Annotated in this window: 17 protein-coding genes, 1 tRNA gene and 1 pseudogene; 11 read left to right on the top strand and 8 right to left on the bottom strand. The window is 68.0% G+C overall.

Annotation, left to right across the window (positions count from 1 at the left end; genetic code table 11):
* Positions 1 to 603, bottom strand: a pseudogene (locus ETD86_RS24650) (hypothetical protein); the annotation flags it as partial.
* Positions 604 to 727: 124 nt separating this feature from the next.
* Here ETD86_RS24650 and ETD86_RS24645 point away from each other — a divergent pair.
* Together ETD86_RS24645 and ETD86_RS24640 are read left to right on the top strand one after the other, a co-directional pair.
* Positions 728 to 1,078 carry a hypothetical protein gene (locus ETD86_RS24645; protein ID WP_138668527.1) on the top strand — a complete coding sequence of 117 codons (351 nt, stop codon included), beginning with the start codon at positions 728 to 730 and terminating at the stop codon, positions 1,076 to 1,078.
* Positions 1,079 to 1,561: 483 nt separating this feature from the next.
* A complete protein-coding gene (locus ETD86_RS24640; protein ID WP_138668526.1) occupies positions 1,562 to 4,378 on the top strand; it encodes a hypothetical protein in 2,817 nt (938 codons plus the stop codon).
* Here ETD86_RS24640 and ETD86_RS24635 read toward each other — a convergent pair.
* Positions 4,306 to 6,405 carry an NACHT domain-containing protein gene (locus ETD86_RS24635; RefSeq protein ID WP_170223248.1) on the bottom strand — a complete coding sequence of 700 codons (2,100 nt, stop codon included), beginning with the start codon at positions 6,403 to 6,405 and terminating at the stop codon, positions 4,306 to 4,308. The genes ETD86_RS24640 and ETD86_RS24635 overlap by 73 nt on opposite strands.
* A gap of 397 nt (positions 6,406 to 6,802) precedes the next feature.
* On the opposite strand from ETD86_RS24635, the gene ETD86_RS24625 reads away from it, so the two are divergent.
* Complete coding sequence (locus tag ETD86_RS24625; protein ID WP_246148117.1) at positions 6,803 to 7,420, top strand: 3'-5' exonuclease; 618 nt, start codon at positions 6,803 to 6,805, stop codon at positions 7,418 to 7,420.
* A gap of 143 nt (positions 7,421 to 7,563) precedes the next feature.
* Here the strand turns inward: ETD86_RS24625 and ETD86_RS24620 are convergent, their stop codons facing one another.
* Entirely contained in the window at positions 7,564 to 9,930 is a 2,367-nt protein-coding gene (locus ETD86_RS24620; protein WP_170223247.1) for an NACHT domain-containing protein, read from the bottom strand.
* 257 nt (positions 9,931 to 10,187) lie between these two features.
* Between ETD86_RS24620 and ETD86_RS57170 the strand changes: the two genes are divergently transcribed.
* The 6 genes from ETD86_RS57170 (at position 10,188) to ETD86_RS55390 (ending at position 14,227) form a co-directional block, all read left to right on the top strand.
* Positions 10,188 to 10,769, top strand: a complete 582-nt coding sequence (locus ETD86_RS57170; protein ID WP_211370278.1) for a hypothetical protein — start codon at positions 10,188 to 10,190, stop codon at positions 10,767 to 10,769.
* Positions 10,766 to 11,896, top strand: a complete 1,131-nt coding sequence (locus tag ETD86_RS24610; RefSeq protein ID WP_138668523.1) for an AAA family ATPase — start codon at positions 10,766 to 10,768, stop codon at positions 11,894 to 11,896. Before ETD86_RS57170 ends, ETD86_RS24610 begins: the two co-directional genes overlap by 4 nt.
* Complete coding sequence (locus ETD86_RS24605) at positions 11,893 to 12,114, top strand: helix-turn-helix domain-containing protein (protein WP_246148116.1); 222 nt, start codon at positions 11,893 to 11,895, stop codon at positions 12,112 to 12,114. The genes ETD86_RS24610 and ETD86_RS24605 overlap by 4 nt, the downstream gene beginning before the upstream one ends.
* Positions 12,114 to 12,458 carry an Arm DNA-binding domain-containing protein gene (locus ETD86_RS57165; RefSeq protein WP_211370277.1) on the top strand — a complete coding sequence of 115 codons (345 nt, stop codon included), beginning with the start codon at positions 12,114 to 12,116 and terminating at the stop codon, positions 12,456 to 12,458. Before ETD86_RS24605 ends, ETD86_RS57165 begins: the two co-directional genes overlap by 1 nt.
* Positions 12,459 to 12,643: 185 nt before the next feature.
* Positions 12,644 to 13,261 (top strand): site-specific integrase, encoded by a 618-nt coding sequence (locus ETD86_RS57160; RefSeq protein ID WP_246148115.1) that lies wholly within the window; start codon positions 12,644 to 12,646, stop codon positions 13,259 to 13,261.
* Between the two features lie 333 nt (positions 13,262 to 13,594).
* Positions 13,595 to 14,227, top strand: coding sequence for a hypothetical protein (locus tag ETD86_RS55390; protein ID WP_170223246.1), 633 nt, complete (start codon positions 13,595 to 13,597; stop codon positions 14,225 to 14,227).
* A 78-nt stretch (positions 14,228 to 14,305) separates the two neighbouring features.
* On the opposite strand, the gene ETD86_RS24590 is transcribed toward ETD86_RS55390, so the two are convergent.
* Both ETD86_RS24590 and ETD86_RS24585 read right to left on the bottom strand, forming a co-directional pair.
* Positions 14,306 to 14,379: transfer RNA gene (locus ETD86_RS24590), tRNA-Pro, on the bottom strand.
* A gap of 65 nt (positions 14,380 to 14,444) precedes the next feature.
* The gene (locus tag ETD86_RS24585; protein WP_138668530.1) at positions 14,445 to 15,308 is read right to left on the bottom strand and encodes a metallophosphoesterase; all 864 of its coding nucleotides are present in this window, start codon (positions 15,306 to 15,308) and stop codon (positions 14,445 to 14,447) included.
* Between the two features lie 89 nt (positions 15,309 to 15,397).
* On the opposite strand from ETD86_RS24585, the gene ETD86_RS24580 reads away from it, so the two are divergent.
* A complete protein-coding gene (locus ETD86_RS24580; protein ID WP_138668522.1) occupies positions 15,398 to 15,856 on the top strand; it encodes a GatB/YqeY domain-containing protein in 459 nt (152 codons plus the stop codon).
* A 361-nt stretch (positions 15,857 to 16,217) separates the two neighbouring features.
* Here ETD86_RS24580 and ETD86_RS24570 read toward each other — a convergent pair whose 3' ends face one another.
* On the bottom strand, positions 16,218 to 18,467 hold the full coding sequence (locus ETD86_RS24570) for a transglycosylase domain-containing protein (protein WP_246148114.1): 2,250 nt from the start codon (positions 18,465 to 18,467) through the stop codon (positions 16,218 to 16,220).
* Between the two features lie 242 nt (positions 18,468 to 18,709).
* On the opposite strand from ETD86_RS24570, the gene ETD86_RS24565 reads away from it, so the two are divergent.
* The gene (locus tag ETD86_RS24565) at positions 18,710 to 19,006 is read left to right on the top strand and encodes a WhiB family transcriptional regulator (RefSeq protein ID WP_020542548.1); all 297 of its coding nucleotides are present in this window, start codon (positions 18,710 to 18,712) and stop codon (positions 19,004 to 19,006) included.
* Positions 19,007 to 19,067: 61 nt separating this feature from the next.
* Here ETD86_RS24565 and bagB read toward each other — a convergent pair whose 3' ends face one another.
* Both bagB and bagA read right to left on the bottom strand, forming a co-directional pair.
* Complete coding sequence (gene bagB / locus ETD86_RS24560) at positions 19,068 to 20,195, bottom strand: ATPase BagB (protein ID WP_138668519.1); 1,128 nt, start codon at positions 20,193 to 20,195, stop codon at positions 19,068 to 19,070.
* Complete coding sequence (gene bagA / locus ETD86_RS24555; protein WP_138668518.1) at positions 20,192 to 21,193, bottom strand: ATPase BagA; 1,002 nt, start codon at positions 21,191 to 21,193, stop codon at positions 20,192 to 20,194. Before bagA ends, bagB begins: the two co-directional genes overlap by 4 nt.
* Between the last annotated feature and the right edge of the window lie 5 nt (positions 21,194 to 21,198).

Below are 21,198 nucleotides of genomic sequence, written 5' to 3'. Positions count from 1 at the left end.
CTCGGAAGGTTCAAATCCTCCCACCCACCGGGAACGGGACACACCGCACCACCACTCCCAGCTCATGAGGCGGTCAGTCGGGCCGCGCAGGTTCCCCTCTGACAGGCGAGGGGTCACTGGTTCGCACCCAGTACCCGCCCATATGTTGAAGAAGGCCGTCATCGCCGACATGCCTCGAGCAATTCGTCGGACGCTGCCGAGCAGGTCGGGGTTGTCACCTGCGGTGATGAGTAGCGCGGCAGGGGTGTCCGGCCCGATCCCTTGCCGCTGCAGCAGCTTCGGCACGCATTCGGTGATGATCGCGACCAGCGCTCGCTCGTGGGCGCGGATCTCCTCGGTCAGGGCCAGAATCCGGCGGGCGAGCATGCGCAGCACCGTGCGGGCCGCATCGCCGATGGTGCGGTGTTCGGCCTCAGGGCCTGCCCGACAAGCCGGCCGGAACGACATATCGAATTCAAGAACCCTCACCGCCGCCGCCCTGGAATTGCCAAGCGCGGCAATCAAGGATGGAGCACCCTTCTGGCCCGACGACATGCAGGCGTGGGAAGTCGACAAAGCAAATTCCGATGCATTCAAGCACGCCCACAAGAAGGAAGACGGCACCTGGGGAAATGTACGGTGGCATCCGGGTTGAGGGTTGGTACGACCGATCGATCGGGGACGTCGGCCACGGCTGGCCCAAACTCTAGAGGGAGGCAACCTTTGAATGGTCTGGAATTCTATTTGCGTGGCGGAAGCGTCGAGTACCGATGCTCCGACGACCGGCTCGTTCCTCTCGCGGTCTGGCTCTCCTCCGACGTTGGAAACAACTTCGGACGCTACCTTCGTCGGCGACACGGTTCGCGTCGAGCACAACTTCTTGGAGGAAACGGCCGAATATCGCCTTGGCGATGTCCAGCGCGCGGCCGAGGAGTACTGGACGGTGCTGCTGCGAAAGCCTGACGATCCCGACTTCCACCGTCATCTTCGCCCGGACCTCTCCGAGCATCTCGCGTACCTGTACTTCTGGGAAGAGACTTGGCAGGAACCTCATCCGTACCGCGGCCGCCTCGGCATTCCCGCGCAGGGATCAGAATAATGCGCGGAGACGGGAGGAAATTGCGACGGTTCGCTTCATATCGGCTCTTCGAATTTAGGCGGGGATGGTACGGTTCCGGCTTCCTCGGTGGTTGCGCAGCGTGACCGTAGGCGTTGGTTGACCGGGTTGCGGAAGTGCCGCATGTGCACGTCTTTGGCCACTACGACCCGGATCAGATAGACGCCGGCCGCACCTCTCACCAGCCCGGCCAGCTGATCCGGTGGGACATGTTCAGGGGCAGTTTCCCGATGCCCGGTTCGCCCGGCGCACGGTCCTGTAGCCCTTGCCCGAACAATCCGCACCCTCCCTCGAAGCCACCGTGACCGAACTACGTCCTCATCGCGCGTAAACACCTCTACCTGGCCGACGCTAATTCTCTATGCTGTCGATTCGCGTCCCGCCCGCGTGGATCAGCGCCGCATCGCATCCCAGTGATCAGAACAGTGCCACGTTGAGACGGGAGACGGTCGGCCTGGAGTGCTCATGAAGTATCGCCTGGAAAGCAGAGTGAGATGGCTGCCGTTCTCCGCCTTGGCCTTCTGCTCGGTCGTGACCGTCACGGTCTTGTCCATGTCGCCGCAGACCGCGGAAGCCATCTCCCTGCTCGATGGTCTGGCAGCCAGGATCGCGGCGCGGGCCTTGCCCTCCGCGGCCTCGGAGAATGTCCTCGGCCCGCTCACCGCGATCCAGGTGATCGTCTATTGCACGATGCTCGTCGGCGGGGCGCACCTCGTGACCAAATGCGCCCGCTTCAGCCGCCCCAAGAGCGGCTGGATCGTCGCATGCACGCTGGCGGGAGCACCCGCTGGCGTGCTGGCCGTCCTCGCCTGGACCGTGGTGTCGCCGATGCGCGGACACATCCTCTCCATCAAGTACGCCCCCACGTGGGGCATGACCGTGGCGGCTCTGAGCGCCCTGCTCACCGTCGCCCTGGCTCGTTCCGCTCCGGCGCAGCCGGTTCCGAAGGAGAGCGGCTCCTTCGATCCGCGATCGTGGGTCCTGCCCGCCATCGTCGTCGTCTGGGTGACCATCCGCGGCTTGGCTGACGTGCTCTGGCCCGGTGCGGGGTTCACCAACGCGGCCTGGAGATTGCTGGGGTGGCTGCCGACGTACGTGGCCGATCTGCCGGGCCTCGTCGTCGCTCTGCTGGGAGTCGGAGCGGCGGCGTACTTCGCGTACAAGGCGGAGCGCGCGTTGCGGCAGCGGTTACCCACCGGCGGGCTCTCGGGGCGCTCCTTCGTGCTGGCCTGGATCGCGCTCTTGACCGCTCCGGTCGCGTACGCGCTCGTCGTGGCGGTGTGGGACGGCATGATCCCCATCGCAGGCCAGAACCCGCTGAGCCCCGCCTGGCTCCTGGAATACGTGGAGGACGTCGGCGCGACGCTGGTGGCGAGCCCGGCGCAGCTTTCCGTTACACCTCTCCTACTGGCCCTGGCGTCGACGGGGATTCAGCGGCTGCTTCCACCGGTCTCTCCCATGCCCCTGCCGGATCCCGAGGCGCCTCGGCGAGGATGGAGCCTGGAGGCGGCGGGGACGGCTCTGGCGTCGATGCTCGCGATCGTCGCTTTGGCCTCGTCAGTCCCGGACCTGGCCGTCCGGCTCGCATCACCACCGGCGCCCGGCGGGGAATGGCGGCTGACGGTGCTGCGGGGCTGGTCGTTTCTGACTCCACCCGAGCACCCGACCTCGCAGTTCTGGGCCTTGGCCGCGGGCGTGCTCGTCCTGACGTGTTCGCTCGTCTATCTGACGGCTCGCGGGCAGATCGCGCACCTGTTCACGCCGACCGCCTATCTGCCCATGTGGGGGGCTCTCGCCTTGGCCATCGCCGTGGCCGTGCCTGTGAGCGGTCTGCTTGCCTCTCCTCAGACGCCGTCGCCGCTGCCGACGCCGGCGCAGGCCGCCGTGTTCGTCGTGCTGATCGCTCCGGCGCTGGCCCTCGTGCTCGCCCTCACGCACATGAACCGGATCGGCTGGGCGATGATCAAGGCTCTCGACCTGGACCACTTCCCCGAGGCGAAGGACACCGGCGCGGTCTGGGAGAAGCTGAGTGAGCGATACCAGGCATGGAAGGAACGGGCCCAGGCTCACAAGACCACGCCGGCCGAGCGCAGGGCGATCGCGCTCAAGGCAGGGATCTGCGGCTTGACCGTCGCGCTGCTGACCGGCGCCGCCCACGCGTTGGCCCTCGGCGTTCCGCTGGGCAGGACGGCGATCCCGGACAACGGACTGTTCCTGGCCTTGCCGGAGATACGGCTGTCGCCGCTGGAAGGCGAGCCTCGTGCGGATTGGCTGCTGGAGAACATCACGGCCGCGCTCTACATCGTCCTGCTCATGTGGCTGGTTCACCTCGGGCTGCGAAGCGTTGACAGAAGCGCCGCGTGGGCCGTGGGACTGACCGTGCTCGGCCAGTCAGTCGTCGCCGGAAGCCTGGCCCTCGGGCTGCGTACCGTCCTCGGCGCATGGCTGTCGTCGTCGGCCATGAGAGCGGCTGATCGGTTCGAGACCTATATCCCGCTGGGACCGCAGCTCGGGCTCCTCACCGGGCTCGCCGCAGGGCTGACCGTCTCCTACCTGCGGCGGCCCGTATGGCTCGGCAAGGTTCCGCGCTCTCGAAGGCTTCAAGCCGCATACGGCTGCGCCGCCCTGCTCCTGGTGGTGGGCGCGCTTCCCCCGATGACGCCGGCGGCCAAGCCCGTACGGTTGGAGCTGACCACGCATACGTGGCGCGAGCGGCACGACGACGAGCGGCTGTCGGTGAACCTCTCCTACCCCCGGATCAAGGGGGACGAGCGAGTCAACATCGAACTGTTCGCCCCTCTCCGGGCACGCGTTGAGGAGATGCTCCGCGAGTTCGAGCGGTATCCGGCAACGGCGGATTCCGAACTGACGAATTCCTTCGCCATTGTCCGGAGCGACAACCGGCTCGTCTCGATCCGCTATGCGCTCACCCTGACCGGCGTTGGTGCACATCCTGCCTACTTCGGTGACGTCGTCACCGTTGACGTGGCCGCGCGCAGAGCGCTGTCGAAGGAAGAGATCTTCGTCCCCGCGATCCGGTCGAGCGCCGGAATGACCAGGCTGGCGTCGGTGATCCGTACGCATCTTCCGGATCCCCGGACGGCCGGACTGCTGGATGCTCTCATACGCGTGGACGTGGCTGACCCGGACCTCGGCGTGAACCTGGGGAGCGAAGCCGTGCAGTTCACCCTGTTCCGCGGCCTCGTATGCTACAGCTGCGAGCCTGTCACGGTGCGAGTGCCGGCGGAAAGGCTGGACGGGCTGCTCCGCGTCCGACCATGACCCGCACTGCCCAGGAAGCCCTGGACACGTGCGTGCCTGAACTGGTAGACGGGCCCGATCCGACGCAGGACGCCCAGGTCATAGAGGTCGTCGAGGAAGGCGATCAGGCGCCACGGCAGCCGCCCCCGGACGGCCAGCAGCGAGCGGGTCAGCGCATAGGGAAACCACGGCCCGGTAAGTAGTGCGCTGGCCGCGAGCACGATGCCGTACCCGACGCCGAGCGCCGCGCCGAGCACACCGGAGCCAGCCACGCCCATCATGCTCAGATAGACCCCGATCACCGCTCCGCAGGCCAGCCCGAGGGCCGCACCGAGCCCCACGCCGATGACCAGCGTCCGGTTCCGCGCTGCGCGCAGCGTTTCGGCCGGACCGGTGTCACCCGCTCGGGACAGCGGCACCAGGCTCCACGAAAGGACCGCCCTGCCCACGCCGGCGACGAGTCCGCCGGCGGTCCCGCCCACGAGGATTCGAACGGCTCCGACGTCGGCGCCGGCCGTCAACCTGACGAGAAGAACGCTCAAACCGCCGCCGATGAGCCCGGCCAGCAGACCTCTCCAGAGACCGTTGGCCAGATGCCGCCCCAAAGCGCCGAGCCGTCCCCTCAGCCTGAGGCTGGGCTGCACGAGCGCTGACTCACTCCGCGACCTGCTCAGCACGGTGTGCAGGGAAAGGAGGAACGCCACCGCCACCCCGGTGGACAGCCCCGCCACGACCATGGCGGTCCGCGCCACCACCACCAGGCCGATGGTCGCCGTGACCAAAACAAGCACGGCGACCAACCCGTGGGCGACGAGCGTTTGGGCGCGCTGTGACCGGTTCAAGCGCCACCACGCGAAGTCGTGCGTGGCGAGCGCGTCGAGGTGGTCGGCGAGAAAACCGAGCCACCTCAGCGCCTTGGCAATGTCGTAGGAGGTCTCCGACAGCGCGGAGGGTACCAGCGAGGCGATGAGGTGGTTTTCCAAGGCCTCCGCGTCGGCTATGTCGAGCAGGTCCGCCGGGTCGCCTTGGGTGCGGTAGACAGCTCTGGCTAGCGAGATCGTCAATGGGCTCGACAGAGCTCGGGCGAGAGTGGGGTGCGTGCCGCGTTCGAGCGCGTTGAAGACGGGCGCCCACCTTCGGGATTGCGGCCCCGGAGGCACGACTTTCCGTAGATAGGCCAGCGCGTCAGGCGCCTGGACCGGCTGCGCCTCGATAACGTACGCGCCGGTCAGCACATCACCCGCGTCCACAGCCGCCTCGTATTCCACTGCGCGGCACACCAGGACCACGGGCTCATCCGCCGGTATCGACCGGTTGATCTGAGCCAGCGCGCTTCCGCCTCGATCGCCGGGGATCTCGTCGAGTCCATCGAGCACCGGTAGCAGGCGTCCTGTGTCAAGCAGAAGCCTGGCCATGCCGGGACCGAAATCGGGCGCGCCGCTGATCGAGGGGTAGTCGGTCGTGATGCGCCTCGCGATCCAATCTGAGAGCCTCTCGCGATCCGGATCCCACGAGGCCAGGGAGAGCAGGACGGGAACAGGGCGGTCGGCGGCGGCCTCCGTGGCCAGTTGCAGGGTCAGCAGCAGGGCCAAGGTGCTCTTTCCCGATCCGGGGGCGCCGATGATGACAAGCCGTTTCCTAGGCAGGCGCATGAAGTCACGGGCGAAGCGGCCGATCGCGTCGCTGGTGCCGGAGATCTTTCCGCCGATCACTTCGGGGTGGTCGGACACCTCCCGCGCGGTCGCGCGCCACCGCACCCGGAGGGGACTGGGGTCCAACAAGCTCCGGCTGGTGGCCTCGGCCCGCCAGCGCGTGTGCACCACACCCCGAAGAAGAGCGGCGGCGGCATCCACCTGCGCGGGTGCAGGAGGATGCGGTCGCGCCCGGCGCGCCCAGCCCACGACCGCGACGCCCAGAGCGGACAGGCCGAGCACACCCGCGAGCTGGTTGGCCGTGTCAAGACCCTTGACCAGCAGCACGGTCAGGACGAGCACGCCTGCGCAGACCACCGTCAGGACGGCCACCACCATGCGCCAATTGCCCCTCACGGCACGATCATGCCGCAAGGGGGTCATGGGGAGGAGCCCTTTTCACATCCACCGGTATCGATCCGGTGATGAGGTGTGACCGGAAGGCGATACCCGGCGTCAGCGGGGTCAACGGACATGGGTGGGCGAAACGCCAGGCCATCAAGGCCGGCATCGGCTTCGCCGACCTGGCCGGCCCCGCCACCGGCGAGGTGCCGCTGCGCCGGCACCGCAAGGGCCTGGAGCTGATCCACACCGCGCTGCACGACAGCGGCTCGCCCTACTCGCGAGTCCTCGACGCCCTCAGGCAAGCTCTCCTCGATGTGGCGGGCGTGGGCCGGCAACGCCACGGATCCTGCGAGAAGGGTGGATACATGGGCGGTTTGACGGAAGACCCGCCTTCCTGGCGACGACGTTCGTGGTCATCGACTTCGAGGCGACGACCCCCACGGGCCACCCGGCCCAGCCCATCGAGGTTGCCGCTCTCGCACTCCGCTACAAGGAAGGCGCGTGGACGGGGGCCGGCAGGAGGGCATCTCTCATCCGGCCGCCCGCGTTCGCTCCGGTGACGCCAGCCGTTACGGCCCAAACCGGCCTGACCCCCGAGCAGTTGAGCCAGGCCCCTGGTCCGGCCGAAGCGCTGGGCGCACTGGATCGGCGATTCACGGCCGACAAACCGTATCTGCTGGTGGCTCAACACGCCGCCACCGAGGCCAACATCATCCACAACCAGCGCGAGCACTGCCCGGCGCTGGCCCGCATTGACCTTCTGGACACGATCCCGCTTGCCAAATACATCATCCCAGGTCTGCCGAACTACCAACTCGACACGCTGCTGGCGCACTTCGCCATCAAGAAGCCGGCGAATCGCCACAGGGCCTACGCCGACGTCGATGTCACCGCGCAGGTGTTCGTCCGGCTCGTCAGCGCCGCGGACGAGGATGCTCAGCTCAGCGATCTCGCAGCTCTGGTGAAAATCGCGGGGCGCACCGCCAAGTGCAACATGCCCGCCCAAGAAGAATTGTTCGACGCCTAACCTTCCGGCGGGAGAGGGCACATGCGAAACCGGTCTGAGATAAGACGGTGCTCACTCTGATGATCAAGCAACAGTCGGACCGCGACACGGTCCCGTTCCGGTTCGATCCGCTGTGCCCTTCCCCGTCAAGCCTGCGTATTGAACTACTTGAGGCTGGCAAGGTGGTCGTGCAGGGCCGCGTGGCGGAACTGATAGACCGGGCCGACGGCACGCAGCAGCCCCAGGCGGTGGGCGTCGTCAAGGAAGCCCATAACCCGCCAGGGGAGCTGACGTTTGAGGGCCAGCTGGGCCACCGCGATGGTGCAGACCAGCCACGCATGATGGTTGCCCATCACGAGCCCGGCCGTCGGGCCGAACGCGAGCCCGAACGCGAGCCCGGTCATAAGCCCGAACGCGAGCCCCGTCGTGAGCCCGAACGCGAGCCCGGCCGTGAGCCCGGCCGCGAGCCCGGGCACGATCGTGCGCAGAAGGGTGAGCGTTCTGTCGGCTTGCCAGCTGGAGCGGGCTGTGCTGGTTGATTCGAGGGTGGGTTGTTCCGCCCAGGTGACGAGCCGGGGTGCCAGGGTGATCCCGAGCCAGACGTAGAGCCCGAGCTCGATCGCGTCCGTAGGGTCGAACCTGAACACCCCGAGCCCGACCCCGAATCCGACCGTGAGCCCGAACGCGAGCCAGGCCGCGAGCCCGGCCGCGAGCCCGGGCACGATCGTGCGCAGAAGGGTGAGCGTTCTGCCGGGTCGCCGGCTGGAGCGGGGTGTACTGGTTGATTCGAGGGTGGGTTGTTCCGTCCAGGTGACGAGCCGGGGTGCCAGGGTGATCCCGAGCCAGACGTAGAGCCCGAGCCGGAGCGTCAGCCCATCCGTGGGGTTGAGCCCGGTCATGAGCACGAGCATGGGCACGAACGCGAGCCCGACCACGAGCCCGACCAGCAGTCTGAACGCGACGGCGGCTGTGTTGAACCGGAAGGGACGCCATGCTCGTCCGCGCAGGCGCAGGTTTGCGAAGCCGGGCGTTTCGTTGACCCACGATGGGGCGCGCATGAGCCCGAACGCCAATCCGATCACGAGCCCGGGCCAGGACCAGCTGATGAGTTCTCCGACCCAGACCACGGGCAAGAGCCCGGCCGCGAGCCCGAACGCGAGCCCGAACGTCAGCCCGACTGCCGGCCGGATGTGGGATGTGGTGCGGGCGATGTGCCACCAGGTGATGTCGCGGGTGGTGGCCGGAGGGAAGGCACGAGCCAGGTAGGTCAGGTAGCGGCGGGTGGCGTCGGAGTCGAGCCGGTGGCGGGGCCGGAAGTGGTCGGTGGGGTCGGTGCTGGGCGGACGGGCGGCGATGACAGCGGGGATGACATGGTCCAGCAGGTGCGTGCGCAGCGCGTCGGCGTCGGCACCGAGAGAGCCGGTCAGCGGGGCGGGGTCAGCCCCGGAAGCGACATAGACGGTGCGGATCAGCCACAGGCCCAGCGGGGTTGCGGAGAGCCGGGTCAAGCCGGGGACGGTGTGGGATCGCAGTGCGGCCAGAGTGTGGGTCCAGGCCTCGGTCGGGGAGGCGGGGAGGCAGGCGGTCAGGTAGTCCGCGGCGGCCTGCGGGGTGAGGGGTTTGGGAACGATGACCGCCGCTGCGGTCAGCGGCCGGCCGGCGTCGTGGACGGCGGTGGTGAACTCGGCGCGGCGGCTGGTAAGGATGAGCTGGTCGCGGGCGGTCAGCGAGGCGTTGAGCGCGGCGATCACCTGGGCGCGGGCGGGTGCGGGGATTTCGTCCAGGCCGTCCAGAACGGGCAGGATATGGCCGCGTTGGGCGAGTGCGGCGGCGGCGCCGGCCCCGAGCTGCGGGGCGGCCAACGCCGGGTAGTCGGCGGCCAGGCGGACGGCGAGCCAGTCCTGCAGGCGGGGATGGGCGTCGGTGTCCCAGCCGGAGACCGGCAGCAGCACCGGCACCGGCACGATCTCGTCTCCGGAGGCGCTGGTCTGGTCAGTCGCGCGGGTGGACAGCAGCTGCAGCAGCAGCTGGATCGCCAAGGTGGTCTTGCCCATGCCCGCCCCGCCGGTGATGACCAGCCGCCGCCGGGTCAGGGTGCGAAAGTCGCGCGCGAGGGCGGCGATGTCGTCGCTGCGACCGGTGAACGTGAATCCGGTCGCGGTGCTGATCAGCCGAGGGGTGCTCATCACCGCCTCGTTGGCGGTGAGGTTCCAGCGGACCGGGATGGGTTCGGGATCGTCGAGCAGCCGGTTGCGGGCCTCGTCCTGCCATTGCCGGCGCACCAGATCGGCCAGCACATCGGCGGCTCTTGTCACATCGGCGGGATAGCCGGCGGCGGTGTTGCGGCGCTTGGCCCACGTCACGACCGCGGCCGCGGCCACCGCTGCGGCGATCGCGACCGCGGCTAGATCGGCCACGTTGACCTTGTCGGCCTGATCGAGCGCGCGCCCCACCAACACCACCGTCGCGACCAGCGCGACGATGGCCAGCAGCGCGGCCGGATTCCACCAGCGGATGGGACGTCGGCTCACACCGACATGTTGGCCGCCGTCCAGCGCCGGCGGCATAGATCACGGCCCATCTCGGTGCCGAATCGTAACTATCGACTGCGGACCGCGGTCATTACTGACACCCTCTCGGCGTCGGCGGTGGAGCGGCATGACGTTCGGTTCAAGCCGCGCCAACTGCGCCCGCAGCTCCTGGTTCTCCAGGGTGAGCTGGTGGACGGCCCGGACCAGCGCGGGGACGTTCTCCCGATCTGCTTGAATTCCTTGTTCTTGTCTTGTTCTTGTTCGCGATCGTCTTCTTCAGCTTCTTGATCGTCTCGCGCAGCCGCACTTCGACGTCGGGGGTGGCTCCGCGGGCGCGCCAGCGCCAGTCGCGGTGGCGCTGGTGGGTGGTTGCCGCCCTCGCTGTCATGGCTCTGACCGGCCTGCTGGTCTTCCTGTTGGCCGATGTGCCGCTATGGGGACGGTTGCTGGCCTTCGCGGTGGCGGTGCCGCTGCTGGCCCGCGCCGGTAGGCCCACGGACAAGCCCATCACCGACCGCGTCTCAACAGGACCGCGCTACCGCAAGCTCACCGCCGAGCTGGTGCGCCGAGGACTGCTGTCGTGCGGCATCTCCCGCGCCGTCCTCGGTGAGCTGCAACGGGTGGCCAGCTCACCACCACACGGCCACAACAACGCGCTCTACCTCGCATCCGTCGCGCTCGGCCAGCTCGTCGCCGGAGGGGAGCTGACCGCCGCCGCCGTCACTTCGTGGCTCACGGAGGCAGCCACGCAGATCGGCCAGCCCTACCGCGAGGCCCAGCGCACCATCGCCTCCGGCCTACGCGCCGGTGCCCGCCGACCCCGGAAGGTGGCCGCATGACCGACCAGCCCACACACCTGCGCCTGGTCAACGGTGATGCCGTCCAAGCACCCGCCCCGGCCGTGCCGTTCCGCACCTCCTGGACCGCCGACGAACTGATGGCCATGACCTTCCCAGAGCCCCGCTGGGCCGTCCCCGGCATCATCGCCGAAGGACTCAGCCTCCTGGCAGGCCCGCCCAAGGTCGGCAAGTCCTGGCTCAGCCTCGGCCTGGGCATCGCCGTCGCCAGCGGCGCCAAGGCCCTGGAAGCCATCGAACTCGAGCCCGGCCCCGTCCTCTACCTCGCCCTGGAAGACACCGCCCGCCGCCTGCAGAACCGCATGGGAAAGATCCTGAGCGGCCAGCCCGCGCCCAAGGACCTGACCCTGGCCACCACCTGTCCAACCCTGCCCGCAGGCGGGGAAGAGGCCATCGCCCGCTGGCTCGACCGCAACACCAACGCCCGCCTCGTCGTCATCGACGTCTTCGCCAAGATCCGAGGCACCACACCACCCGGCCTGTCCGCATACGACGCCGACTACGCCGCCATGAGCCGCGCCAAGCGCCTGGCCGACACCTACGGCGTGGCCGTCGTCCTGATCCACCACGTCCGCAAGATGGCCTCAGAAGACTTCCTGAGCGAGGTCTCCGGCACCAACGGCCTGGCCGGAGCCGCAGACGCCACCCTCGTCCTCAAACGCGCCAGAGGCACCGCAGACGGCGTTCTGCACGTCACCGGCCGCGATGTCGAAGAGGCCGAATACGCCATGGCCTTCCAACCCGACGCCGGCCTCTGGCACCTCCTGGACGGCCCACCCGAAGACCACACCCTGTCCGACACCCGCGCCACCATCGCCCGCCACGTCCGAGCCAACCCCAACAGCACACCCAAGGCCATCGCTGAGGCCACCGGCCTGTCCCACGACAACGTCCGCAAGACCTGCCAGCGCATGAACGCCGACGGCCAGCTCTGCGTCAACGCCACCGGCCACTACCGCCTCCCCGGGACAGAGTCCCCAGCAGGCGCCCCCGGCGTCCCTACCGTCCCTGACCACGCCACGACCAGCACCAACGCCCACACCCATGAGGGACAACCGGCTCTGTTGCCTGTCCCCGCTGTCCCCGCCGATGAGGAGACCCACCAGTGACCACCTCAACGCCGGACAGCGTCCGGCTCACCGACACGCAGCTCTACCGCGTCACCGACGCCATGCGCCTGCTCCGCATGAGCCGAACCGTCATCTACGACCAGATCCGCACCGGCCGCCTTCGCTCCGTAAAGCAAGGCCGCGCGCGCCTCATCACCCCCGGCGCCATCCGCGCCTACATCGCCCTCCTGGAGAAGGAAGCAGAGGAAGCAGCCTGATGACCAAGCGACGCAGCAGAGGAGACGGCGGCCTCCACTGGGACGACAAGCGCCAACGCTGGATCGCCACCGCCAGTCTGGGCTTTGACCCGAGCGGCAAGCGGATCGTGAAGCGGGGCAGCGGCAAGACCAAGACCGAAGCCAAGAACAAGCTCAAGGAGGTCCTACGCGACTACGAGGACGGCCTCGCCATCGCCCCGGCCGACTACACCGTGGAGCGTGCGGTGAACGACTGGCTGGCTTACGGCCTGAACGGTCGAGACCCCGCGACGGTGAAGACCTGCACAATCTTGTGCAGACCCACATCATCCCGGCCTTGGGCGCTCGGAAGCTCCGAGACCTGAGCGCGGAAGACGTAGATAAGTGGCTCGCCACCAAGGCGAAGACACTCAGCACACGCGCCCTCCAGGGCCTCCACAGCTGCCTGAACCGCGCGATCAAACGAGCGATGGCCCGAGACAAAGTTAAGCGGAACGTAGTAGCACTGTGCTCGGTCCCTAAGGGGACGGAGGGACGTCCGTCCAAGGCGTTGACGTTCGCCCAGGCGGAAGCCGTACTGAAGGCGGCTGAAAGCTCCCCCATGTACGCCTACATCGTGCTCTCACTGCTCACCGGAGCCCGTACCGAGGAGCTGCGGGCGCTCACGTGGGATCACATGGACCTGGACGGCGCCCCGGACGCCGGGCCGCCCGTCCCTCCGCACGTGGCCGTCTGGCGTTCCGTGCGCGCCGGGGGAGACACCAAGACCCGGAAGTCCCGCCGCACCCTCGCCCTTCCCAAGCGCTGCGTGGATCTCCTCCGACGGCACCGAGAAGCCCAGCAACGCGAGCAAGGCGACGCATGGTCGGAAAGCGGGCTGGTATTCGCGGCGTCCACGGGCAAGCCCTTGGACGCCGCGAATGTCCGGCGCGACTTCCGCAACGCCATCAAGGACGCGGAAGGCGTGGACCCGAGGGAATGGACGCCCCGGGAACTCCGCCACAGCTTCGTCTCACTGCTCTCCGACAACGGCATACCACTGGAGGAAATCTCCAGGCTGGTCGGCCACAGCAGCATGGCCGTGACTGAGGCTGTCTACCGCAAGCAGATCCGTCCCGTTCTTCAAGGTGGTGCGGTGGCGATGGACCAAATATTTCGAGAGGAGTAAGCCCGGACGTAGCGGCCTGGCCCACTTCGGGCCAGGCCGCGATCGTTGGTCGTGATCCCTAGGCAGGGAACGTGCTGCCGATTACATCAGCAACCGCCAGGAAGACTCGAAGAGATGCGGACACCTTGCACTTCAAGAACTTAAAGACCATCTGCATACCCCTCTTCCAGAGATCACGGAGTTCCGGAGCCAACAGGAGACAGGTAGCAGCCACGGCCCCCACCTGCGGGAGCCTCGGACTCGAACCGAGACTTTCCCCAGCTAGGGATCACGATCAGGGGCTATTTAGGTGATTCGTGTGGGCGCCATCGGACGCCACAATACGCTCCATGTGTGGCGTCGGGTCAGGTTTCTATCTGGGTACCTGTTGTGGTTGCTGTCCTCGGGATCATCGGGGTGATTGCAGGTCAGTTCGTGAGCGCATGGCGGGAAGATCGCCGCTGGCGGCGCGAGTTGGCCCGTGAGGATCTGCGCTGGGAGCGCGAACAGCAGAGAGAGTGCCAATCACGAGAGAGCGAGGCTGCCGTCCACTGGCGCAACGAGCGTCTTCGTCTCTATAGCGGCTTTGTTGCTGTCGTTCGCGACTGGGTACGTCTTCTCCGCCAGGCGTCTTATGACTATGAGCCGAAGAAGGACATCTCCCCAGAGACGCTGTCTCGGTTGAGGGAACTGGAAACGGAAGCCATGAAGCTCTGGTCCGAGATCGGCCTAATCGGATCCGAGGCGGTGGATGAGGCGTGTGCGGACTTCGTTCTCATCTGCCGTGGGGCTCTCACGACGTTGGAGGCTCACGTGCGAGGCGAGGGACCCCCGGCCATCCACCGGCAATGGATCATGGATCAAAGCGACGTGGTTGTTGATTGTCTTCGGTCCGAGCTTGGCATGAAGCCGTTCCACGCGAGTGATCCACCACAGCGTCAGGGGTCTGAGGTCTCTGAGCCAGACAAGCGCTCTGGCTGCTCATAGTCACGCAGTTAGTTACTCAGGGGACAAGAGAGGCCGCTTCCGATCTTCGGAAGCGGCCTTCTACCTGCGGCAATACTGTCGGGGTGGCGGGATTTGAACCCACGACCTCTTCGTCCCGAACGAAGCGCGCTGCCAAGCTGCGCTACACCCCGGCGCACGCCGGTCTTGCGCGTGCTTGGAAAAGTCTAGCGGACTCTCAAGGTGCTTGTGACCGCCTTTATCGGCGGGGCACGAGGGTGAGGAGGGAGGCCTCCGGGAAGCAGGCGAAGCGGGCAGGTGCGTACGGTGAGGTGCCGAGGCCGGCGGACACGTGGAGCCACGCGCTGTCGTGGCGGTTCAAGCCCTTCACCCTGGCTCGGTCGATGCCGCAGTTGGTCACCAGGGCGCCGTAGAACGGGATGCAGAGCTGGCCGCCGTGCGTGTGGCCGGCCAGCAGGAGCTGGTAGCCGTCGGCGGCGAAGAGGCTCATGTTGCGGGGCTCCGGTGAGTGCATGACGCCCAGGCGGAGGTCGGCGTCCGCCGGGGCGGGGCCGGCCACCAGGTCGTAGCGGTCACGGGAGATGTGGGAGTCGTGGATGCCGGCCACTGCCACGTCGAGGTCGGCCACCTTGATGCGGGCCGTGGTGTTGTTCATGTCGAGCCAGCCCTCGGCCGCCAGGCCGGCCCCCAGCTCCTCCCACGGGAGGTTGGGCACGTGCTGGCGGCGTTCGTTCCTGGAGGTGCGCCACAGGTAGCGGGTCGGATTTTTCGGCTGCGGGGCGTACAGGTCGTTGGAGCCGTAGACGAACAGGCCCGGGCGGGACAGCAGGGGCTCCAGGGCATGCAGGAGCGACGGTACGGCGTCCGGGTGCGCGATCGAGTCGCCGGTGTTGACCACCAGGTCCGGCTTGAGCGCACCCAGCGAGCGGACCCAGTTGATGAGCATCGTACGGCGCGGCGTCAGATGCAGGTCCGACAGGTGGAGGATGCGCACCGGACGCTGGCCGCGCTCCAGCACGGGCACGTCGAAGCGGCGCAGCCGGAACCAGTTGCGCTCCACCACGGAGGCGTAACCCAGCCCGGCCAGGCCGAGACCGAGCATGGACAGAGGTACTGCGACGGCTTTCCTCACCTACTCATGATGCCTGACATCCGGCGCGAGGTGTCCGCGCAGGCGGCAAGATGGACCGCATGAGCGCATTGAAAGACAAGCTGAAGGCCGATCTGACGGCCTCGCTGAAGGCCCGGGACGAGGTACGTCTCCGGACGATTCGCATGGCACTGGCCGCGGTGAACGTCGAGGAGGTCGCCGGCAAGCAGGCCAGGGAGCTGAGCGACGACGAGATCATCAAGGTGCTGACCAAGGAGGCCAAGAAGCGGCGCGAGGCGGCGGAGGCGTTCGGCAACGCCGGGCGCGCCGAGCAGGCCCAGGCGGAGCTGGACGAGCAGGCGGTGCTGGAGGAGTACCTGCCGGCGCAGCTGTCCGATGAGGAGCTGGCCGAGCTCGTCGACGCCGCCATCGCCGAGGTCGGAGCCTCCGGGCCGCAGGCCATGGGGCAGGTCATGAAGGTGGTCAATCCGAAGGTCGCGGGGAGGGCCGAGGGGGGCAGGGTGGCCGCCGCCGTCCGCGCCCGCCTGGCCGCCGGCTGAACCCTGACGGCCCCGCCCGGCGGCTGACCGCCGCTGTACCGCCCGCCGTTCCGCCCGCTGTACCGCCCGCTGTACCGCCCGCTGTACCGCCCGCTGTACCGCCCCCTGTACCGCCCGCTGTACCGGCGGGCCCGCTCGGGCCGCCACCAGAGGCCACAGAGGCGGCGACAGGCCCCATAGGACGGCGACAGGCCGCAGCGGACGGCGACAGGCCGCAGCGGACGGCGACGGTCTAGCAGGGACGGTCGACAGGTCGCAGGGACGGCGAGCAGGTCTGCAGGGACGGCGGCAGGGCCGCGGAGACCGCGGCAGGGCCGCGGGGGCCCGCGGTGGATCCCGCGGGCCGGAGCCGGGTGACGGATCAGCCGGCGGGGACGATGATGGGGCCGGCGTCGCCGCGCCCGCGCCCGCCGTTGCCCCGCCCTTCCCCGTCCGGCGGTCCGTCGCCGTTGTCCGGAGGGTCGAAGATGTCGAACGGGTCGTCCGGCCCCTCGTCCTTCTTCTCCTTCTTGGGCTTGGGCGCGCAGTGCTCCGTGCACCCGCCGAAGCGCGACCGGTCGACCGGCGTGAACTCGACCGCCTCGATCCCCTTCAACGCGGCGATCATGGATTCTTTCCAGATCCGCCCCGAGATGGACGCGCCGAACACCTGCGGGTAGTACCGCCCGCCGATCGTGATGCTCCTCAGCTCGTGGCCGGCGGCGCCGCGCGGGTCGCCCAGGCTGACCGCTGAGGCCAGGTTCGGCGTGTAGCCGGCGAACCAGGCCGACATGTAGTTGTCCGTGGTCCCGGTCTTGCCGGCCGCGTCCCGCCCGACGCCCCCGACCCCGGTCATCGTGCCCTTGGTGAAGACGCCGGACAGGATGCCGTTGACGGCGTCGGCGACCTCCTCCTCCAGCACCTGCGAGCACTTGGGTTTGTACTGCTTGGCCTTGCCGTCCCTGTCCTTGATCTCGGTGATGGCCAGCGGCTTGCAGTATTGCCCGCGCGAGGCGAACACGGCATAGGAGCTGGCGATCGTGACCGGGTCCACCTCGTTGACCCCGAGCGTGAACGTCTCCACCTCGGACAGCTTGTTCCCGTCGGACCGCTTGACCCCGAGCTTCTTGGCCATCTTGACCACGCTGCAGAGCCCCACCCTCTCCTGCAGTTTGACGAAGAAGGTGTTGACCGAGCCCCAGGTGCCGCTCTCCAGTGTCTTGAAGCCGGCGCTGCTCTCGCTGGAGTTGCGTACGGTGTGCGACGGGTCGCCGACGTTCTGGCCCTTGCAGTTCTTGAACGTGCTGTAGCCGCCGGCCTTGTAGCCCGCGGGGGAGGGGAAGCCGTCGCCGTACTTCATGCCCTCCTCGAGCGCCGCCGCCAGCGTGTAGACCTTCGCGGTCGAGCCCTGCTGGAAGCCGGTGCCGCCACCGTGCGCCGCGTCGGCCACGACGTTGTAGCTCATCTCGTTCTTCTTCTTGCTCCCGCCGAACTTCCGCGAGGCGGCCATCGCCTTGATCTCGCCGGTGCCGGGGACGACGATGGCCTGCGAGGCCACGGGCTTGTCCTTGCGGGAAACGTACTTCTTGATGGCCTTGTCCGCGGCCTCCTGCATCTTGGGGTCGATCGTGGTCTTGATCGTCAGACCGCCCCGCTGGAGGAGCTTCCTGCGCTCGTCCGGGTTCTTGCCGAACTCCTCGTTGTTGAGGATCTCGTACTGGACGTAGAGGCAGAAGTACGGGAATTTGCTGGCCTCGCAGCCGCCGGGGAACTCGATGTCCTTGTACCCCAGCTTCTTCGCCCTGGCGTCGGCGGCCTCCAGCGGCGTGATCATCCGGAGCTGGAGCATGCGGTCGAGCACGGTGTTGCGCCGCTCCAGCAGCCGCTCCCGGGACTCGGGACCGACGTTGGGGTCGGTCCTGGCGGGGTTCTGCACGGCGCCGGCCAGCGTGGCGGCCTCGACCAGGTTGAGCTTGGACGCGGGCTTGTCGAAGAAGCGCTTGGCCGCGGCCTGGATGCCGTGTGCGCCGGCGCCGAAGTAGGCGATGTTCAGGTATTTCTCGAGGATCTGGTCCTTGGCGTATTTCTTCTCGATGGCCATGGCGTAGCGCAGCTCGGCCAGCTTGCGGGAGACCGTCGGGGCGATGGCCGCCGCCTGCTCCTCCGGCGTCTCGGCCTTGTTGACCAGAACCTGTTTGACGTACTGCTGGGTGATCGACGAGCCGCCCTGCGTCACGCCGCCCTGCGTCAGATTCTTGATGAGCGCTCTGGCCGTTCCTTCCACGTCGATCGGCCCGTGCTGGTAGAAACGGAAGTCCTCGATCGCGATCAGCGCAGTCCGCATGATCGGGGCGACCTGATCCAGGGAGACGACCTGGCGGTTCTCGTAGTAGAAGCGCCCGATCTCCTTGTTGTTGGCGTCGACCAGCTTCGTGAGCTCGGGAAGGGGTGGTTCGTCGAGCTCTTCGGGCTTGAGGTCGAGAGCCTCGACCGCGCTCTTCGCCGACACTCCGGCACCGCCGACCGCGGGCAGGGCCACAGCGGCCGCGAGCACCCCGGCGGCGGTCCCCGCGATGATCAGACGCAGGAGAGCCAGGATGGGGTTGGAGCGATCTTTGCGCTGCGCTTGCACGCTTCCAAGAGTACGTGGAAAGGCTGACCTTTTCGGTAGCCGGACCCCATTTCGCCTTGACTGGCGGGGGTGACTAGTCATTCCCGGTCAAGAAGCCCGCGAGAATTTGGTCCTCTGGGGTCTGTCGGCCCGAACGTGTAGTTGCGTACGTTCTCCTCTGCGGCAACTGAATACGGAGGCTCGGCGCCCGCGCCCGTCGGCCCCAAATGACGACTGACCACCTAAGGGGAGTGGGGTCGAAAATGTGGATCACGGATTGGACCTCCCGTGCCGCCTGTAAAGGTGCGGATCCGGATGCCCTGTTCGTGCAGGGCGCCGCGCAGAACAGGGCGAAGCTCATCTGCCGGGGTTGCCCGGTTCGTACCGAATGCCTCGCCGATGCGCTGGACAATCGCATCGAGTTCGGGGTGTGGGGCGGTATGACCGAGCGGGAACGTCGTGCGCTGCTGAGACGGCGGCCGGACGTGGACTCGTGGCGTGAGCTGCTCGAGTCGGCGAAGGAAGAGTACGAGCGAACAAATGAGCTGATCGCGGGCTGATCCAAGCCCGGCGAGCCGTGTACGGCCGGCGTCGTCCGTCGGCCGTACTTCTATGAGACTGCTACGTGCTCGCCAGCAGCTCCCCGATCTGCCGCAACCCGGCCAGATCATGAACGTCCTCGGACATGGCGCGGACCTGCGCCACGGGCACCGTGGGGTGGGCCGAGGCGAAGTGTTCCCGCTCGCGGTTCTCGCGGGCGGTGAGCTGCATTCGACCGGCGTGCAGCCGCAGCACGGCGGCGGTCAGCTCATGTTCGCCCCGGGACTCCAGGTCCTCGGCCGCGGCCGCGCTACGGGCCGCTGAGAGCGCGACGGCGGGGGACATGTGCACCCGGTTGACCACAAGGCCGGCCAGTGGCATACGTTCCTCGGCGAGCCGTTCGACGAAGTAGGACGCCTCGCGCATCGCGTCGCGTTCCGGCGCGGCCACCACGAGGAAGGCCGTGCCAGGGGCCTGCAGCAGCCGGTACGTCATCTCGGCCCGCTGCCTGAACCCGCCGAACACGGCGTCGAGCGCGGACACGAACGTCTGCAGGTCCTTGATCACCTGTGCGCCGAGCAGTTTGGTCATGGCCCCGGCCATCAGCCCGAACCCGGCGTTGAGCAGCCGGAACGCGCTGCGCCCCCCGGCCTTGGCCGGAGCGGTCAGCAGCCGGATGAACCGGCCGTCCAGGAACCGCCCGAGCCGCTCGGGCGCGTCGAGGAAGTCGAGCGCCGAGCGGGACGGCGGCGTGTCCACGATGATCAGGTCCCACTCGTCCGAGCGGCGCAGCTGGCCCAGCTTCTCCATGGCCATGTACTCCTGTGTGCCGGAGAAGCTGGAGGACAGCGACTGGTAGAAGGGGTTCGACAGGATCTGGCGGGCCCGTTCGGGATCGGCGTGCGACTCGATGATCTCGTCGAACGTACGCTTCATGTCGAGCATCATGGCGTACAGCTGGCCGTCGCCGTCCGGCGAGCTGATCAGCCGCGGGGTGTTGTCCAGCTCGGTGAGCCCCATCGACTGCGCCAGCCGCCGCGCCGGGTCCACGGTCAGCACGACCGCGCACCTGCCGCGCTCGGCCGCGCGCAGCCCCAGCGCCGCCGCGGTCGTGGTCTTGCCCACGCCGCCGGCGCCGCAGCAGACGATGATCCTGGTGCCGCGGTCGTCGAGTATCGCGTCTATGTCCAGCCTCGTGGGCGTCTTCACGCTGCTCCCTGGGTGCGGATGCTCTCTGCCAGCTCGTACAGTCCTGCCAGGTCCACGCCGTCGGCCAGCAGCGGCAGCTCGTACCTCTTCAGCCCGGCCTCCACGAGCGACTCGCGCTCGGCCTTCTCCAGCTCGGTGCGGCGGGCGTGCTCGGTCACCTCGTCGGCGAGCGCCTCGGCCAGCGTCGTGGCCTCCGCACCGTCGGCCAGCCCGGCCGCCTTGAGCCCGAGCACGAGCTCGGCGACGTCGAAGCGGCCCTTGATCGCCGTGTCAAGAGCGGTCTGGGGGAGTTGTGATTCACGCACCATGTTGACGAAGATCCCGCCCGTGGGCAGCCCGGCCGAACGCAATTCGGCAATGCCGTCGAGCGTCTCCTGGACTGGCATCTCCTCCAGCAGCGTCACGAAGTGCACCGCCGTCTCAGGAGATTTCACGACACCGCTGACGAGGTCCGAGTGGTTCTTGATCGGCCCCACCTTGGCCAGGCCGGCGACCTCCCTGGTGACGTTCAGGAAGCGCGTGATGCGGCCGGTGGGCGGCGCGTCCAGCACGACCGCGTCGTAGACCCGGCGGCCGTTCTTGGCCCGCCTGCGTACCGCCTCGGTGGTCTTGCCGGTGACCAGCACGTCGCGGAAGCCCGGCGCCACGGTGGTGGCGAAGTCGACGATGCCCATCTTGGTCAGCGCCCGGCCGGCCCGGCGCATCCCGTAGAACATCTCCATGTACTCGAGCATGGCCTCTTCGGGGTCGATGGCCAGCGCGTACACGTCGCCGCCCGACGGCGCGACGGCGATCCTGCGCTCCTCGTACGGCAGCGGCGGCAGATCGAAGATCTGCGCGATGCCCTGCCTGGCCTCCACCTCCACCAGGAGCACCTTTCGGCCCCCCGAGGCCAGTGCCAGAGCGAGCGCCGCGGCTACGGTCGTCTTGCCCGTGCCGCCCTTTCCAGTGACGACGTGGAGCCGTACGCCGGCCCAGTCCGTGTCCGGAGAGTCCACGTTTC

The organism is Nonomuraea turkmeniaca (assembly GCF_005889735.1).
Taxonomy (GTDB): domain Bacteria; phylum Actinomycetota; class Actinomycetes; order Streptosporangiales; family Streptosporangiaceae; genus Nonomuraea; species Nonomuraea turkmeniaca.
This window is presented reverse-complemented; position numbering and strand designations above follow the sequence as displayed.

What these genes read in the sequence shown, in the direction of transcription:
- ETD86_RS24565 (WP_020542548.1), top strand. Translation starts at nt 18,710, where the DNA reads ATGTGGATCACGGATTGGACCTCCCGTGCCGCCTGTAAAGGTGCGGAT.
- ETD86_RS24610 (WP_138668523.1), top strand. Translation starts at nt 10,766, where the DNA reads ATGACCGACCAGCCCACACACCTGCGCCTGGTCAACGGTGATGCCGTC.
- ETD86_RS24580 (WP_138668522.1), top strand. Translation starts at nt 15,398, where the DNA reads ATGAGCGCATTGAAAGACAAGCTGAAGGCCGATCTGACGGCCTCGCTG.
- ETD86_RS57165 (WP_211370277.1), top strand. Translation starts at nt 12,114, where the DNA reads ATGACCAAGCGACGCAGCAGAGGAGACGGCGGCCTCCACTGGGACGAC.
- ETD86_RS24640 (WP_138668526.1), top strand. Translation starts at nt 1,562, where the DNA reads ATGAAGTATCGCCTGGAAAGCAGAGTGAGATGGCTGCCGTTCTCCGCC.
- ETD86_RS24585 (WP_138668530.1), bottom strand. Translation starts at nt 15,308, where the DNA reads ATGCTCGGTCTCGGCCTGGCCGGGCTGGGTTACGCCTCCGTGGTGGAG.